A 17,183-nucleotide genomic window follows, 5' to 3' on the forward strand; every position below is an offset into this window, starting at 1 on the left:
AGCAGCCGATGCCTTACTAGGCGATCAGCCAGCAGAGAGCGAGAATCAACCACCGCGACCCGCGAGTGAAGACCCGTATGGCGATCCGGCAAATCAAGCGACCGATGCTGGGCAGTTCGGCAATGTGCAACCTGCGAGTGAAGATCCGTATGGCGATCCTGCTAACCAGGTCGCTGAGTCTGGGCAGTTCGGCAAGGTGCGACCTGCGAGTGAAGACCCGTATGGCGATCCCGCTGACCAGGCATAGCACCTGATACAGGGTGAATATATTGAGCGAGCCGTGAATCGCCAACACAAAAGCACCCTAACCAACGATTGGCTAGGGTGCTTTGTTTTGAATCCAATTTGGCATTCCTGTAGCTTTTGAACCCAAAAAGACTCTAAGCCTGAAAGCCTCTCTAGGACTGACTTGCGATGGTTATAGCCGTCGCCGAGTGTATTAGGACAGATTGGTGATGGACATCATCACCCGTGGGCTTTGTGGATTGACCGTTGTCCTAAGTCTTCCGTCCGTTGCTATAATTTCTCGGTTTCCCTAAAGCCAGAAACCGCTCGACGCATCAGGTTTCCAAATACCTCGATTAGACTTGGTTCTCTGCACCGGCAGCAGAAGTTCCACGCAATAATGGGAGCTTTAGCCATTACAAGGAACGAGTGAATTATGGTTTCAGCTCTTTGTAGTGCAGTGTAACAGTCCAAAATTAAGCCCGTCCTGTAGTATCGGCGAAAATGGACTTAATCAAACCTTATCAATTGTCTGGCTGAAATTCCCTAACGATTTCTCTGACCCGAAAGCTACGGGAACGCCGGATAGGGCTTTCAGAGGCTTTTGTTTTTCTCTGACCAATTCAATAACAGGATTGTATCCTGTTCAATCCCTATAGCTGAAAACTATAGGGAGAAAGCCTTTCAGCCGAAACCGTAAATTTATGTTCAAATGCGCCCGCCGGTCCTTGATCGTCAGACCATCTGATAAAGTAGTGGCAAATGTACTAAAGGCACCCATTGCCGACTACTTCTAACTACCGCACAGTTCTACCTACAAATCCAGCCCGAAGTCCGGCTGCTGCTTCACTCACTGCTTTTTTTCCTTTGTCAACAACTGCTCCAGTGCCAAAGAATTCGTGGGTCACCCCGGTGTAGTTGGTTGCCTTGACGTTGACTCCGGCTTCTCGAAGTTTTTGCGCGTAAGCTTGTCCTTCACTGCGAAGCGGGTCAATATCGGCAGTGATCACCGTCGCGGTTGGCAGTCCGCTCAGATTTCCTCGTAGCGGAGAAGCATAGGGGGTTTGACCGTCTGCTTCGTTTCTCAGATAATGACTCCAGAACCACTGCATCATGGCTCGATTGAGGGGTTTAGCATTTGCGTTCTCTTGATAAGACTGCGTATCAAACGCGTAATTTGTGACTGGATAGATGAGCATCTGATGCACCGGCAGTTTGCCCTTACGATCACGCGCCATCAAACACGTCACAGCGGCTAGGTTTCCCCCTGCGCTCTCGCCTCCTACAGCCACTTGGTTAGGATTGCCTTTAATTTGAGCTGCATTCGTCATCACCCACTGCGTCGCTGCGTAAGCATCTTCGGCGGCGGCAGGAAACTTAGCTTCGGGTGCTTGTCGATAAGCAACGGATACGACAATGCAGTTTGCTGCATTCGTGAGCGCACGGCACGAGGCATCATAAGTATCGAGATTGGCAATCACCCAACCGCCGCCGTGAAAGTACACCAAAACAGGAAACGACGAACCATTACCTTTTGGCTGATAAATGCGAACTAAGAGGTCGCCTGCAGCTCCAGGAATCAGTCGATGACTGACCGCTCCGACAGCTTCCACTGTGGGTCTACCTCGCTTCGACAAAACGCCCATTACGGCGTTCGCGATCGTCGGATTATTGCGGGCATTAAATGGGGTTTGTTTCTCGATCGGGGGTGCCCCAAACGATGTTAGTTCATCTAACACCGCTTTCATTTGAGCATCTGGTGCCGACGCTGCCTCAGCAGTTGGAGTCAAAAACGAGTTGCCCAGTGCGATTGTAGTGACTCCTGCTCCGGTGAGCATCAGTGCGTCTCTTCTCGATAGCTTATAATTCAAAATCCCTCCAAACAATCCGCAATATGGCGGTGTCTTCTTCTAATTTGGCGTTCGTTAAACTGTGGACAAATCACACTGGCGCATAATTCGTCGAAATTGAAGTGAAGCTGTCGCTGCTTCACCCGTTGTAACGGTTTGCAAAAGCAGTCTGGTTGAAACAGTTCACTAATACGAACGCCTGAGGTTAATCATAGGAATCTGGAAGTTTTAACTCCTCTAACCGCAGTCAGGAGTTCTCTCTCACAATGCCTATCTGGAGGCACAGATCAGACTAATTTGAACATCAGTTCGGGTTAAGCCGGAAGCAGCAAGTTGTGGCCAATCATAATTGCAGCCTTCTTTGGCTGAAGCTTGCTTTGGCATCCTTTCTCTAACGTGGGCACGATCGCAAAGTTCTGAAACCAGAGTAAGCGTGAAACTTAGACTAGGTGAGAGCTTCAGCATTTACTCCTCCACTGGTTGCGTATCTCGTGGGGACACACAGACAGTTCTCTGATACTCAATAATTGACCTCTCGATGGCTAGGTGCACGAGCATTTGTTAGACACATTACACCTAAGTTGTAGCGAGCAATGCCTACGCGCTTATTACAATCGCTTAAGAATGCCTCTAAAACAAACTCATACCGAGTACGATTAAGCTTGTAACTATTTCACGCGAATTCAACCCGCTTTCTCGGCAGCTCTAGTTTGCACCGTAGATTAGCGTTTTCTAAAAGACAGGAGATACTATGAGCAGCGAAAGCGGATGCCCATTTGTGGGCGGAGGTCAAAAAATTGCAGCGCGTCATAAGCCGTCGAACCGCGACTGGTGGCCGAAGTATTTGAATCTGAGCATCCTCCACCAGCACTCACCCGAAACCAACCCGATGGGTGAGACGTTCAACTACGCTGAGGCGTTCAAGAGCCTCGACTTAGCTACTGTAAGGGCAGATATCTTTGAGCTGATGACCACCTCTCAGGACTGGTGGCCAGCCGACTACGGTCATTATGGACCGCTCTTCATCCGGATGGCGTGGCACAGCGCTGGCACCTATCGGATTGGCGACGGTCGCGGCGGCGCAGGTTCGGGTAGTCAGCGGTTTGAGCCGCTCAACAGTTGGCCCGACAATGCCAACCTTGATAAGGCGCGGATGTTGCTTTGGTCCATCAAGCAGAAATACGGCAAGAAACTCTCGTGGGCTGACCTGATGGTCTTCGCAGGCAACTGCGCGCTTGAGTCGATGGGCTTCAAGACGATCGGCTTTGCAGGCGGACGCGAAGACATCTGGCAACCCCAAGAAGACATCTACTGGGGTTCTGAGAAAGCTTGGCTTGGCAATGAGCGTTATGAAGGCGATCGAGTGCTAGCGAATCCCCTCGGCGCCGTTCAAATGGGTCTAATCTACGTCAACCCGGAAGGACCGGACGGTGAGCCTGATCCGGTTGGCTCAGGGCACGATATTCGTGAGACCTTTGGACGGATGGCGATGAACGATGCAGAAACGGTCGCGCTCACCGCTGGTGGACATACCTTTGGCAAGTGTCATGGCGCGGGCGAAGCGACGCACGTTGGTGCTGATCCTGGGGGTGCCACGATCGTCGATCAGGGACTCGGCTGGAAGAGCACCTTCAACACGGGTGTCGGCGTTGATGCGATCACCAGCGGGATTGAAGGCGCATGGACTCCCACGCCAACGCAGTGGGACAACACCTATTTCGAGACCCTATTCAAATATGACTGGGAGCTGACGAAGAGTCCTGCTGGTGCATGGCAGTGGAGACCCAAGGGCGGCGCTGGTGCGGATACGGTGCCCGACGCGCACGATGCGTCGAGACGGCACGCCCCCATGATGACCACAGCAGACATGGCGATGAAGATGGACCCCACCTACGAGCCGATCTCGCGGCGTTACCTCGAGAACCCGGATGAGTTCGCCGAGGCGTTTGCCAAGGCGTGGTTCAAGCTGACCCATCGCGACATGGGACCTCGATCTCGCTACCTTGGTTCAGAGGTTCCCCAAGAAGAATTCTTGTGGCAAGATCCCATTCCCGAAGTCACCCATGAATTGATGGATGAGCAGGACATCGCCGCGCTCAAAGACAAAATTCTGGCTTCAGGACTGTCTGTTTCTCAACTGGTTTCGACTGCTTGGGCATCAGCCTCCACGTTCCGGGGGTCTGACAAGCGCGGCGGAGCGAATGGAGCGCGCCTTCGTCTTGCACCTCAGAAGGATTGGGAAATCAACCAGCCGGCCCAACTGGCAACGGTGCTGCAAACCCTGGAGGCAATCCAACAGGAGTTCAACAGCTCGCAGTCTAATGGGAAGCAGGTGTCGATCGCTGACTTGATCGTGCTGGGCGGATGCGCAGGCGTTGAACAGGCGGCAAAGAACGCTGGGCATGGGGTCAAGGTTCCCTTTAAGCCAGGACGGGCAGATGCCTTGCAAGAGAAAACTGATGTCGAGTCCTTCGCCGTACTTGAGCCAGTCGCAGACGGGTTCCGCAACTACACCAGCGGCAAGCACAGCGAATCGCTTGAAGAGTTGCTGCTTGATCAGGCGCAATTGCTCAGCCTATCAGCCCCTGAGATGACGGCTCTCTTGGGCGGCTTGCGCGTCCTGGGTACGAACTTTGGAGGCGCTAAACACGGTGTCTTAACCGATCGCCCGGAGACGCTGACCAATCACTTCTTCGTGAACCTGCTTGATCTGGGCACAACGTGGAAGGCGACCTCTGAAGATGAGTATGAGTTTGAGGGAAGCAGTCGCAAAACAGGCGAACTCAAGTGGACTGCGACCCGTGTTGACCTGATCTTCGGCTCAAATTCTCAGCTACGTGCCCTCGCGGAGGTCTACGGATCTGAGGACTCGCAGCAGAAATTTGTAGATGACTTTGTGGCAGTGTGGGACAAGGTGATGAACCTCGATCGCTTCGACCGCACCTAGTCTCAGCGCAAAGGTCTTTGAGGGTTTCTCAGCGTCATTTCTAAGATGGGTGATCGCAGATCGAGGCGACGCAAATCTGTAGAAATCCTGAACGCAAGTGAAAGCCAGTGACAAAAATGAGGGCGGTGTTTCAACTTATCTTGAAACACTGCCTTATCTTTAGGCTCTTGCATCAACCATCTAATAAAATCTATGAAACCGTCAGAATTCAACGCAGACACATATCCGCCTAGTACGCCAGGTGCATATTACTACTCGCCTTGAAGCCTAACGGCGAAGTTCAACGGCTGTAGACCAACCCTAACTGAGACAAGTAGAACGAAACAGTCTGTTGTAACGATCTGTCAGACCGCTGCTTCGGCTTGAACAATTAAACTGGATGCGCCGCCATACCCAACGATCAACACGAAGCAGATAAACGCAAGACTCGAGATGGAGCAATAGAGCGCGGAACTATGCAATGAATGTGATCGACGAGAGGTGGGATAACGGCTCAAATCAGCGGCAGCTAGTGACTTTGGCAAGGGTATGTCAACTAGGAACGGCGGACGCATTTGAACAGAAAGTTACGGTTTCGGCTGAAAGGCTTTCGCCCCTCGTTCGTACAAGGCTCATTCTAGAAGTCATCAAAGTAGTGGCTCATTACCGAGCAGATAACTGCTGGAAGCAGAATGAGCGAGCAGATCGGAAGTAGCTCAGAAAACTATTCCTGCTGGGGCACGAAATCGAGATGTATTTGATGGCAAGTTAATCAGGTCACTGTTTCGTTTCAACTAGAACTGATAACTCATGCCTAAAATCACCGTCTATGGAACACCCGTCAGCACCTATGTCCGCACAGTGCGACTGCTGCTAGAGGAAGCGAATGCAGACTATGACCTCAAAAGCGTTGATATCTTTAACGGCGAAAACACGTCAGCCGAGTATCTAGCCAAGCACCCATTTGGCAAAGTGCCGACGGTCGAGGTCGATGGAGAAGTCATTTACGAAAGCGCTGCCATCACAAGCTATCTAGATACGACTTTGGCAGGTGGGAAATTCGGACCTGCTGAGCCGCTGCTGCGATCACGAATGCATCAGATTGTGGCGATTATAGACAACTATCTCTATCCATCGGCAATTCTGACCATTGTGATTCAGCGCTTGATTGTACCCAGTCAGGGCGGACAGACCGATGAGGCTGCGGTGAAAGCGGCGGTTGCGCCTACGCAAAAAGCCATCTCTGCGATCGAAACGCTGACGGTTGGCAGCCCATATCTACTCGGCAGCGAGGTCAGTATTGCCGACTTCTACCTGATTCCCATCTTTATCTACCTCTCGAAAACTCCAGAGTTTGATCGCATCATGGCTCAGGCTCCAAAGCTGCAAGCATGGTGGCAGACCGTGCGCGCACTGCCCACCGTGAAAAAGGTGTGCGGCTAACAGTATTCGCAGTGGATCAGCCAGCAGTTGGTCTCTTTGGCGATCAGCTCTAGAGTTAAGCTTCGGATTTGAGCTGATTGAGTGCGGAGTATCGAGGATCAGCGGTCGCAGACAGGGGTTGAGTGTCTATCGGTTAAATAGTAGACGTGTTGGGAAATAAAACTGGCTTCAAGACAGGGTTTTCCAATTCTTCTCCCATCTATGCGGCATCTAAATAGAAGTTCCACAAGCCTGCTGCCGTTAACATCAAACGGTCATCGAAATCAGGCACACGATTCCTATACACCTGTGTTACGGCATTGTATCGCTTGATGCCCGCGTGGGCATGTTCACATTTGACTCGTTGAGCACTAAATTCTCGGTTTTCTTGCTTCTGTTGTGCGCTCAATTCTTTGCCTCTCGGCTTTTTGTGCGGCAGATGAATGTTATCAAACTCATTTTGTAATCCCTGAAATCCTAAATCTCCCTCGACAGCCACTTCATCCGGGATGTTGCCCACCAGGTCTTCTTCATCCAATTGCCGCTTGTCATGGGTTTTGCCCGGTCTTGCCTTGGTTAGGAGGATCACTCGCTTTTCTCGCGTCGTTGCGGTGATGTGCTTCCGGGTATGCCGCTTCTTTTTGCCGGAATAATGCTGCTTCTGGCTTTCTGAGTCTTGGGGACGCTGCACTGGACGTTCTGTGCCGTCCAAAATCACTGCCTTGACCTCGGGAACGCCGTTCTGGAAAACCAACAGATAAAAGGGTTGTTGGGTAATAAGCTCGAAAATTCTTGAAATCCTTTTGTAGTAAACTTTTCAGCGATTTTACGGCAGAATCCTTGAAACTCAGTCTACTCAGAGATTCCAGCAATTTTTCACTATTTCCCAACAGGCTCAAAGAATTGGTAGCTAGTAAGTAGAACTCAAGTTAGATAGAAAACTCTAAAACCTCTATCCCGTAGAGGTTTGTATGATTACTTTTAAGACGTATTTCAGCACGATGTCATTAATATTGTCTCGGTGAGCTTGGTAATTATACTGACGACGTTCCTATCGCAAACAAATATGGTGCTTTATATAGTCCTTTATTGTACTTGTTAAATTCAGCGTTTCTAAGAACCGTGATTGAACCGCAAAACATTGCAGAGTTGGTTCGGGAATTTCGGCTACGGTTAGGTTTAACTCAAGAGGAGTTTGCAGCCAAGCTGGGCGTTACTTTCCCGACTGTCAATCGTTGGGAGAATCGCCGTGCTAAACCGTCTCGAATGGCAATAAAGCTGATCGAGGGGCTGCTTCGGCAGACCGGTGAAAGTGCTCAAGATTTACTGACTAAGTATTTTACGAACTAAGAATTCAGAGCTAACGCTACCCTCTCCACCCCACTTACTGCAAATCTATGTCTGATTACACTGGCATGACTCCCACCGTCATTATTGGATTGGGGGGCACTGGAAAAGAAGTCTTGCTCAAAATTCGGCGAATGATCGTGGAGACCTATGGCTCTCTAGAGAGTCTGCCGATCGTGTCTTTTCTGCACATCGACACAGAGCAGAATGCGAAAGCGACAGAGTCACAGGTTGTCCTCAAGCAAGACATCTCTTTGAGTCCGGTTGAGCAAATTTGGGCAAAAGTCGAGAATGCTAAACCCATCCTCAACAATCTTTCTTCCTACGGCTATCTGTCTGAGTGGTTTCCGCCGCAGCTAAAAGGAACCGATTCGATTTTGGCAGGAGCAGGACAGGTGCGGGCATTAGGTAAATTCGCCTTCACAGCTAACTATCCGCAGATTAAAACCGCTTTTCAGTACGCAAAACAGAAGATCGTAGGGCATGAGAAATTTATGCTCGATCGCTGGCAAGTCGAGCTAGACAAAGGTATCAACATCTTTGTCGTCTGCTCCTTCTCTGGCGGCACCGGGTCTGGGATGTTTCTTGACCTTGCCTATAATCTACGCGACTGGATACCCGCTTCTGAAATTCCGCAGAGTTCCGCTTATCTGATGCTACCGGGCGCATTCTCAGGCTTAGGCGATCGGGTGGTTGCCAATGCCTATTCCGCGTTAATGGAACTGAACCACTACTCCCGCAACGACACCCGATTTGAGGCACAGTATAGCGTCAGTGGCTCTGATCGCATTAGCAGCAATAGCGGTCAAGACGTGCCCTTTAACTTCTGCTATCTGGTCGGCAACAGCAACGACAAGGTGACACTGCCCACAATCGGATCAGTGTTAGAGATGGTGTCTCAGAATATTTTTCTAGACTTCAGTTCTGGGTTTAGCCAATACAAAAAGCTGGTGCGCGACAATATTCGTAAACACTGGTCTAGTCCTGATCCCCTCGGTTTTCCGCAAAACTACTTGACCTTTGGGCTTTCTAGCATTCAGTTTCCGGTCGATCGGGTCCTCAACGCTTGCGCGGCTCGTCTTGCCCGTCATGTGGTTTCCTGGTGGCAAAATCCTACACCCTCGCCGTCTGCGATGCGGGACGTGATTAAGACCGAAATTCTGCCCAGCTTAAACTTGGCGGAGTCGGAAAACGATCACCAACTGCTCGACAGCATTAGCCTGGGTGACAACCTGAAACCCTACAGCAAAGAAGTTGCCGATTGGGTTTCTAGCATTCGCAAAAAGCGCAACGATCTGAACATTCCGTTTGAGAATTTGCAGCGCTTTGTCTCGGTCGAACAAGAGAAATACGCTCCTCACTTTAACGATAGCCATCCTGACCCTAAGCATTGGAGCGACTACTTCCAAAAAATGTGGGATAACCTTCAGAACTTAATCCCACTGAAGCGTCAGGAACTGCGTCAGACTGTTTATAAATTGATGGAAGATCGCTTCCGGGGACCTAAATTTACCCGTCAGTTTCTCGAAGTGCTGCAAGAAGTCTTCACCGACTATCGCAATCAGTTTGATCAAGCGCGCCAGAAAGATTGGCTACCCAAAGAAAAGTCTACTACCAATGCCCTGCAAGCGTTGCTGAAGCAGATCGATGACCACGCCAAGCAAATGCTAATGCTCAATCGGCGGGGCGTGATTGACGAAGAGTTCAAAAATATCTTGCAAGCGCTAGAGCTAACCTATGCCTCCAAAGTGGAGGTCAAAGCCCGCACACTGGGAGTCATGCTGCTGGATGAGTTGAAGCAGGAAGTTGATTTACTACTGGCGGACCTGACTGGTTTTGATCGCGTCCTAGAAACCCTCCAAAACAACATTGCCGAGCGAGAAAATGTCTACGTCCAGGAAACCGGAACTCTGACCGTCAACGGTATTTTGCTCTATGACGCGAAAGACATTGATCATGTTTATGGTCAAACCCTGGCAGACCGAGAAGATATCATTTGTCAAAGCGTTTCTCAGTCGATTTTGACTGCTGTAAACAGCCGACTGTTTGACTTACATCGCTTTAATCCGCTCCGCGTCAAAGATTTGCAAGAGCGTCTCCTCGTGCGGACTCAAGACGAATTCAAAGCCAGCACTCAAGTCCAAATTTCAACCGCGCAAAAGTTTCTAGAGCGCTACCAAACGCTAGAAGAACAGGAGGCACAGATTAAAACCACCTTTCAAAAAAGTGAGCCGTTCCTGCGGTTTAGCAAAGAACAAATGGGACTGGGCTGGAATGATATAGCCGAAAAACGACAGAAGTTAGTGGGCATTCAGGGCGGCACCAAGCCCACCGATCCGGCTGTAGAGGCTGTTCTGCCCATTCTGCGAAAAGTCAGCGCTTTAGATGACAAAAACATTAAGCCGCTTAATGACCCGCATCGCATCTACTTCATCCATGAGGTTGGAGCCTTTCCCCTGCGATTGATTGAAGGCATGGAAAAGATGCGATTAATCTATCGATCGGTTTCCCAGTCAGATAAAAATCCACTTCACACCCATCAAGACAACCGCCAGTTCAAAGACTTGCTGCCCGCACCTCAAGAAGAAGCACAGGTAAAGCAAAACCTGCTGCTGGGTGTCGCGCTCGGACTGATTACCACCACTGAAAACAAAGCGACAGGCTTTTCTGAAGTGCGAATGCAGTATCAGGACAAGCAGACCGGACGGGAAAAAATGCAGACGATCGGGGCTGATTTACGTGAAGCCGAGGAATATTTGCTCGGTGATGCCAATAATAGCGCCCGAAATATCTTGAGCGATGCGCTGAACAACATTGGCAAGAGTGTAGTGACAAAGCCTGATAAGCAAGCTATGCACCAGCGCTTGATCACTTACTTGCATCAGTTTGAAGCGACGCTGCCGCACGGCAAAGACAGCCCAGAGTATACGCTCGTTGAGACGGCGATCGACGGATACATCAAAACTCACAATCTGTTTATTGCTACAGCTACAGCAACCGTTTCCCCAACCACTACAACGCCAGTAGTTAACACCAAGGTAGTCACCAGCACTAGCACTGAGAATATCGAGAAGTTTCGTAAGCTGGCACAGACTTGTTATCGTCGCGGCAACCCATCAGCAACAGAAATGCAGCTTTTAGAACGCTTGCGCCAGAAACTCGGCATCACGCAAGAACAAGCTGATCAAATCATCGCAGAGGTAGCGCCTCAACCAACGTCGAATGAAGCGATCGAGGAATATACCTTGATGTTTAAGGCATTCATTGGGAATGACGGCGAGATCGACTTAGAAGAGCAGGCGCAGTTGATGGATCTTCAGGAAGAACTGCACTTGACGGAGGCGCAGATTACGGCGATCGAGACCAATGTTCGAGACGAACTGGGCTACAGCACCTAAGCCAACTTGTGCGTCGTGATCTCACCCCACATCAATTCACTGCATTGCGCCCAAACAATCAAACGATTCCAACCAGTAAAGACTCATGACCACCAACTTTAATTACGTCAAATGTCCGAAATGTGGACACGATCGCAATCCGTCTACTGCTACTAAATGTGAAATCTGCGGGACTTCTTTGCGAAAGACCGGTTCACCTGTAGCGCTGATTGGAGCAGGAATCGTCACGATCGCCCTTCTAGGAGCGGGAGCCTATCTCTTAAAAGACAAAATACCAGGATTAGCACCTCAAGCAACAAAATCTCCTGATACTACAGCAGTTGCCCCAAATCAACCCACTCCATCGGCCTCCCCATCTTCAGTTGCGATCGCCCCTAACAATGTTCCACAGGTTCAGGGTGCCGTTGTTTCTACCTATCGCAGCCTTGCAGAGGTGCCGAATGTGCCTCAGGGCGTGTTCAATTACGGGGGATCGACCACATTTGCGCCATTGCGCTCTCCGGCTGTGGTCGGCACAATCAATCAAGCTCACCCGCAATTTCAAGTGCGCTACACCGAGCCAACCACAGGCAAACCGGGTTCGGGCAGCGGCATTGAAATGCTGGTTGGCGGGCAACTGAGTTTCGCGCAATCTTCACGGTCGCTCAAAGATGAAGAATATGCGAAGGCAAAGAATCGAGGGTTTGCTTTAGAAGAGGTTCCGGTAGCGATCGATGGCATTGCACTTTATGTCAATCCTCGACTGATTAATCAAGGGGTCAAAGGTCTGACTCTGGCTCAAGTGCGAGATATCTTCACAGGCAAGATCAACAACTGGCAAGCAGTCGGAGGACCTAATCTCGCCATCGCTCCGTTTAGCCGCAACTTGCAATCGGGGGGCACCGTCGATTTCTTCCATGAGAACATTATGGAAAAACAACCGTTAGGTGCCAATGTGAAAGAAGTGCGAAACACAACCGAATCTATTCGGCAAGTCGCCACAGCTGAAGGGGGCATTGGTTATGCAACCGCAGCAGAGGTGATTAATCAGCAACTGATTCGTCTAATCCCAATTGCTAAAGAAGATGGTAGTCAGGCATTTGTGTCGCCTTGCGCTGACGCTACTTGTGCAGCCATCAACGAAAAAGGGTTTGCAGACAGCTCTTACCCGATCACCAGGCGGCTATTCGTCATTATTAAACGAGATGGTAGATTTGATGAGCAAGCGGGAGTCGCCTACGCCAATATGCTTTTAAGCGATGAGGGACAAAAGCTGGCAGAGCAGGCAGGTTTTGTGCCGATTCGTTAGAAAAGTAGTTGGCTATGACTCACCCCTACCCAAAGGGGTCGAGTCGCCAAACCACGATCGTGTCTTCTTTTCGGGCAAACTCAAAGGCTTGTTTCAGTCCAGGGCGATCGGCGTTTGCTCCGCTCATCTTGTCTGAGAAGATTTTTTCACAATCGGCAGATTGCAAAGCATCATGTTGCAGTGCCAGATTTTGGTCGTCTGTAGAAACTCGTTCGTAGCCAATCAGCATCGTTGAGGATTCTAGTGTCCTGTTATTGTCTCAGAACTCGTTAAACTTGCCACGTTTTGAGACATAGATTCATTAACAAGTTGATTGACACGTTGGTGAACCTGAAAGCCTCGTTTTGGGAAAGCGCGTTCCACTGTAAAACAAAGGAGCGTTTAAGACAGATGTCACGATCGTGGTCAGCGGCTACTAAGATCATTGCAACTTCACCAACGGTCTTCAACTGCTCGGTGCACCACGGTTGTTATACAGTGGCGCGATGCGATGATCCCACTGCTCCTGCGTGATTCGCCAATCTACCTCGTTCCACCCTCGCTCAGACATCCACGAGGAACCCGGACGAATGGCAACGACTTCTGCACCAATCCCCTGAGCCAACCGAGCGATCCGCTCGTTCGCGCTCACGGTGGAACCGGAAATGACATCCAGCTTTAATTCTCTAAATCCAAAATTGAGCAGGGCACGCCCCACTTCAATCGCATAGGCATAGCGGCCCCAATAGTTCGGTGCAAGTTCGATTCCCAGTTCCATTTCACCCCCTGGGCACTGTGCTCCCCGCAGTCCACAGCAGCCGACGAGTACTTTAGGTTCTTGTCGTTGCACGATCGCGAGTTGGTAGTTAATGCGGGGGCGATCACCAGCCCACCTCAAAAATGTTTCAAACAAACGTGTTGCTTGTTCAGGGTTAGCATCTCCTGGCTTGTAGAAGGTCTGGCTGCGTGGATCAGCTTGATAACCCAAAAATGAAGGGCGATCCGACTCAACGAAATCCCGCAGTAGAAATCTTTTGGTCACAATTTCCATATCAGCAAACGACCCAATCGAGAGCTAATGATTACGCCCTACGAAGGCGAAGTGCTGGGGATGCTAGTGCACTACCTGGTGCTGTAGGTAAGTGAGGGGCAATCACTTCTATCGGGGACCGCCCTCTCTTCCATAACCCTACTGTGTATACACAAGCGATGTGAAATCGGGGATAGGCGCGTACTGAGCCGCCCCAGACTACACGCTTGAAGATGAGCTGTGCCGACGGCGGTGTAGCTCATGCACTTGCTCCGCGAGTTCAGAATAGGGACCCTCTACCACGAGATCGGGAACAATCTCTCGAATCGGCAGAGTTCGCACAGGCGATGCGGGAACCCCCAAATCGGCAAGCCAGGCTGCCAGTTGCTCGCAGGAACTGACATACACGATGCGACCCAGCCCAACCCAGCCGTGGGCCGCCGCACACATCGGGCAGTGCTCACCCGACGTGAAAACGGTTGCTCCAGCTCGTTCTTCAGGCGTCATATTCGTTGCCGCCCAGCGTGCCAGCGCAAACTCAGGATGCTGGGTGAGATCGCCAGAAGCGATACGGTTGTAGTCCTCAGCCAGGACAGTTCCGTCGGCACCGACCAACACAGAGCCAAAAGGCTCGTTACCAGATTCTAGTGCCTCGGTTGCCAGTTCTACACAGCGGCGCAGATGCCGCAAGTCGGCGTCATTCATTCTGATGGGTTCCAAGCATTGTCGCCTATCTTACCGCAAGCCCCTCGTGAACTAACCCAAACCACTTCAACCCTTGGGGATCCGCAAAAAAGGGAATTGCTGACCTTATCGATAAAACGTCACCTTGTAGGGCTGATCCTTTTGGGGAGTGTTGCGATTGACCAGGTCAGAGATGCTATTCGTGCTGCTAATCACCTCCCAACCCACCTCAGAAAAAGTCTTTCCATTAAAAATATTTTCTGCTAACAAAGGCTGCGTCAAAGCCTGAGAAAAGGCATCAAGCCCGACCAGTCGTTCAATCAGAGGCGCTAACGCTGCATTGTCTGGTACATCCTCCGCACAAAGCCCGACATAAAACTCAACCTTATCTACATCACCGTATAGCTCTTGCAAAAGTTTTTGAGCCTCGCGATCTCCCGTAATCTGGTCAAAATCAGTAACCCGTGGATAGCCAGACATTTCTCGATAGTCGTTATAGCTTGCCATTTGAGAGACTCGCCCCAGGTTAACGGTCGCCAGCTCTGTGAGCTTGACTAAGAAATCAGCCGTATTGAACAAACCAAGACGACTTGCGGGTTGTGAGCAGGTTTCCTCAAATAATTCCCCTAATCCCTTATTAATTAGCATCTGGTTATTCCACAGGCTGGTGATCATGGGGACTTCTTTACCGTCATAGACCAACGTATTGGGAAGGGCACTGTGCCAACGGTAAACCAGACTAAATTCCAGGGTCATCCAGTTGGTGCGATACCACTTTTCTTGGGTGAAGGAGGGAGGATCAACAATGACTTTGAAATGGTAAGGAGTCAGGTGGTTAACATACTCCTCCACCACAATTTTCATAATTACAACCATTAGAATGTTTCTTGCCGTTTGAAAGAGGCGTTCATCATCCCAATCTGGATATTTTTCTGCCATTAACTTGCACAGGCGATTGTGTTCTCTCAAGCAGAGAACATTCAGCATGACATAGCCAACCTGTACATTTGCCCGCTCAACTCCCATCGCAAACAGTTGAGATTTTACCGCTGGAGGGAGTCTTTTCTCATCATTGAGGGGTTCATAAAGCCCTGCGAATTCTGGTTTAACAATCCCCTGTTCAGGGTCATCGTAATAAAACAGTGGATACTCTTCACCATTAATCATTTGGCTCTTAAGCCTACCCCCCTTGAATGATCGCAACAGATGAGTGGATTTTGGAGTTAATCCATAAACCGGACTCAGATCAATATGGTGATTGGAGGTGTTTTTGAGGGGATTGTCGCGATCTTTGCGGAGAAACCCATCGGTGAACCACTGCACCCAGTAGGGAAACAAGAGGGAGGATTTTTCTGAATGGATCGTAATGGACTTGCCGTTTTGGTCTCTTCTTTTTTCAAATAAAACAGCCAGGTCTTCGAGTTTAGGTAAATTTCCTGCCTGATTGAAGACCGGATCGGGGGGAAGATGGCGACCAATATAGGTGCGATCAATCAGCGAGTCCCATGACGTATAGGTATAGCCGTCGCCACTTTGCTTAGGACATTTTTGGCAGTGTGCTTCGCGTGCTGCCGAAGATGTCTCTGTCCTAACCTATGTGGCGACGGCTATATCAGTTTTCTTAGGAATTCCCTTTCCCGGAATATATCCCTCGATCGATTGAAATCTCTCATCCTCTGTTCCTGGAATAAACGGCTCTAGCGTCATCATACTGAACGCATAAGGGCGAGTCGGAACTTTGTAGACGACGTTGTTGATCAGCAGCTTATTGGCTTGACGCTTGAAGAAATCGTTGCTTTGAATCAAAGCCCAAAACCACTGAAAGTGAGTTAAAGCAAAGGTTTGAAGCTTATTACCAAACCCATCTCTGGATGTATCTCTGCCTGTAGCCATTTGATTGCTTCCCTCTCAATAACGCCTCAAGCCTGTTCGCACCCATCTCAAGCACGAAAATAACATTCCGGGAGAGGAACTCCTAGAATGTAATACTTCTTCTCAAGTAAAAATACGTTCAATGGTTCGGCATTTGCCTGTTTTGATGGGAGAAGTAAGGCGATTGTTCTTTGCGTTTCTAAAATTGATTAAGCAGCATGTCGTATTTTGCGTGAGAACCAATCCAGAACCAGATGATCGTGTCTTCATTTAATTGACCGACTGCTCGATAGTTTCTGTTGATCTGCGCAGAATAAATTGAAGTGCACACGCCCATTGCAGCAGCGACCCTAGCACTCACTCAGATGCTGACCAATGAAGGAAGAAGACTCTATTGATCATCCCCTTTTTCCACTGACTAACTATTGACGAATAGTTAGTCAGTGATAAAACAAAGCCTCTTGAGCGATCGCATTTTCTCATCTTGGTCTTAGAACTCAAGTTTGACTCTTAATCAAGGCAGCGCTAATCATTTATTCTGTTTATTGCGTTGAAAATCGACAGAATTGACAAAGGTTGAATGTGGAGTGGTGAAGAAGACAAAATCGTAAACCGCGAATCAATTAGAGGGGCAGAACGTTTAAAAGCAAGGCTCACGAGATCCGAATGATTAGGCGTGCGGTTGCATCACCAATTTAACGAGGGGTCTTACAAGTCCTGGATTGAGCAGCGTCTTATTCTGTCGATTTGAATTTCAATCGACAGAATAATTCACCCTTATAATTCTGTCGATCTAGATGCAAATCGACAGAACAAAATGAGCAGCCCTCATCTGGAAGCCGAGCGCGAGCGCCTTCTTCAACTCATTCAATCCATCCGCAACTCTGGCAGTGTGGCTCCGATAAACGTCTGGATCAGCCCTGCACCAAAGGGTGAACGCCTCTATTACAAACTCAGCAGCAAGAATCCTCAGCACAAAAACCAGCATTTAGGTAAAGCAGGGAGCGAGAAGTATCGTGACTGGAGAGCGAGGATACAACGACGGGAGGCGATCGCTGAGTTGGAGCAGCAGCTTTCTATGCTGCAAGCTTTGATCGATCGCCAAGAAACTTCAGCCGGAATCCTGGATGTAACTAAAAACACAAACTAAAGTCAGTTTCTC

Annotated in this window: 15 protein-coding genes; 7 read left to right on the forward strand and 8 right to left on the reverse strand. The window is 49.7% G+C overall.

From position 1 onward, the window contains the following. Positions 1-247 (forward strand): translation initiation factor (locus A8707_RS16980; protein ID WP_156518662.1); only part of this gene is annotated, 247 nt, incomplete at its 5' end. Between the two features lie 775 nt (positions 248-1,022). Here the strand turns inward: A8707_RS16980 and A8707_RS16985 are convergent. Continuing rightward, entirely contained in the window at positions 1,023-2,063 is a 1,041-nt protein-coding gene (locus A8707_RS16985; protein WP_082906400.1) for an alpha/beta hydrolase, read from the reverse strand. A gap of 763 nt (positions 2,064-2,826) precedes the next feature. Between A8707_RS16985 and katG the strand changes: the two genes are divergently transcribed. Both katG and A8707_RS17000 read left to right on the forward strand, forming a co-directional pair. Then, positions 2,827-5,022, forward strand: coding sequence for a catalase/peroxidase HPI (katG, locus tag A8707_RS16990; RefSeq protein WP_068818399.1), 2,196 nt, complete (start codon positions 2,827-2,829; stop codon positions 5,020-5,022). Positions 5,023-5,811: 789 nt separating this feature from the next. Next, entirely contained in the window at positions 5,812-6,444 is a 633-nt protein-coding gene (locus A8707_RS17000) for a glutathione S-transferase family protein (protein ID WP_068818401.1), read from the forward strand. A 199-nt stretch (positions 6,445-6,643) separates the two neighbouring features. Here the strand turns inward: A8707_RS17000 and A8707_RS17005 are convergent, their stop codons facing one another. Further along, positions 6,644-7,177, reverse strand: a complete 534-nt coding sequence (locus tag A8707_RS17005; RefSeq protein WP_074382519.1) for a transposase family protein — start codon at positions 7,175-7,177, stop codon at positions 6,644-6,646. Positions 7,178-7,545: 368 nt separating this feature from the next. On the opposite strand from A8707_RS17005, the gene A8707_RS17010 reads away from it, so the two are divergent. The 3 genes from A8707_RS17010 (at position 7,546) to A8707_RS17020 (ending at position 12,456) form a co-directional block, all read left to right on the forward strand. After that, complete coding sequence (locus A8707_RS17010) at positions 7,546-7,773, forward strand: helix-turn-helix domain-containing protein (RefSeq protein WP_068818431.1); 228 nt, start codon at positions 7,546-7,548, stop codon at positions 7,771-7,773. A 47-nt stretch (positions 7,774-7,820) separates the two neighbouring features. Continuing rightward, positions 7,821-11,168 carry a tubulin-like doman-containing protein gene (locus A8707_RS17015; protein WP_231948117.1) on the forward strand — a complete coding sequence of 1,116 codons (3,348 nt, stop codon included), beginning with the start codon at positions 7,821-7,823 and terminating at the stop codon, positions 11,166-11,168. A gap of 85 nt (positions 11,169-11,253) precedes the next feature. Further along, complete coding sequence (locus A8707_RS17020) at positions 11,254-12,456, forward strand: substrate-binding domain-containing protein (RefSeq protein ID WP_068818402.1); 1,203 nt, start codon at positions 11,254-11,256, stop codon at positions 12,454-12,456. Positions 12,457-12,481: 25 nt separating this feature from the next. On the opposite strand, the gene A8707_RS17025 is transcribed toward A8707_RS17020, so the two are convergent. The 6 genes from A8707_RS17025 to A8707_RS30855 all read right to left on the reverse strand — a co-directional run bounded on the left by A8707_RS17025 (position 12,482) and on the right by A8707_RS30855 (position 16,358). Continuing rightward, the gene (locus tag A8707_RS17025) at positions 12,482-12,685 is read right to left on the reverse strand and encodes a recombinase family protein (RefSeq protein WP_082906401.1); all 204 of its coding nucleotides are present in this window, start codon (positions 12,683-12,685) and stop codon (positions 12,482-12,484) included. Between the two features lie 216 nt (positions 12,686-12,901). After that, the gene (locus tag A8707_RS17030) at positions 12,902-13,486 is read right to left on the reverse strand and encodes a GNAT family N-acetyltransferase (protein ID WP_068818403.1); all 585 of its coding nucleotides are present in this window, start codon (positions 13,484-13,486) and stop codon (positions 12,902-12,904) included. A gap of 198 nt (positions 13,487-13,684) precedes the next feature. Next, entirely contained in the window at positions 13,685-14,170 is a 486-nt protein-coding gene (locus A8707_RS17035) for a nucleoside deaminase (protein ID WP_068818404.1), read from the reverse strand. A 105-nt stretch (positions 14,171-14,275) separates the two neighbouring features. Further along, on the reverse strand, positions 14,276-15,487 hold the full coding sequence (locus A8707_RS17040; protein WP_231948118.1) for a peroxidase family protein: 1,212 nt from the start codon (positions 15,485-15,487) through the stop codon (positions 14,276-14,278). Positions 15,488-15,742: 255 nt separating this feature from the next. Further along, on the reverse strand, positions 15,743-16,042 hold the full coding sequence (locus A8707_RS27625) for a hypothetical protein (protein WP_082906403.1): 300 nt from the start codon (positions 16,040-16,042) through the stop codon (positions 15,743-15,745). A 178-nt stretch (positions 16,043-16,220) separates the two neighbouring features. Further along, positions 16,221-16,358: a ParE family toxin-like protein gene (locus A8707_RS30855; RefSeq protein WP_462686395.1), complete on the reverse strand. Its 138-nt coding sequence runs from the start codon at positions 16,356-16,358 to the stop codon at positions 16,221-16,223. 480 nt (positions 16,359-16,838) lie between these two features. Here A8707_RS30855 and A8707_RS17045 point away from each other — a divergent pair, with 480 nt between their 5' ends. Further along, positions 16,839-17,171: a hypothetical protein gene (locus A8707_RS17045; protein WP_068818405.1), complete on the forward strand. Its 333-nt coding sequence runs from the start codon at positions 16,839-16,841 to the stop codon at positions 17,169-17,171. Positions 17,172-17,183: the final 12 nt, after the last annotated feature.

Origin of the sequence: Phormidesmis priestleyi BC1401, from assembly GCF_001650195.1 — a bacterium.
Lineage (GTDB): Bacteria > Cyanobacteriota > Cyanobacteriia > Leptolyngbyales > Leptolyngbyaceae > Phormidesmis_A > Phormidesmis_A priestleyi_B.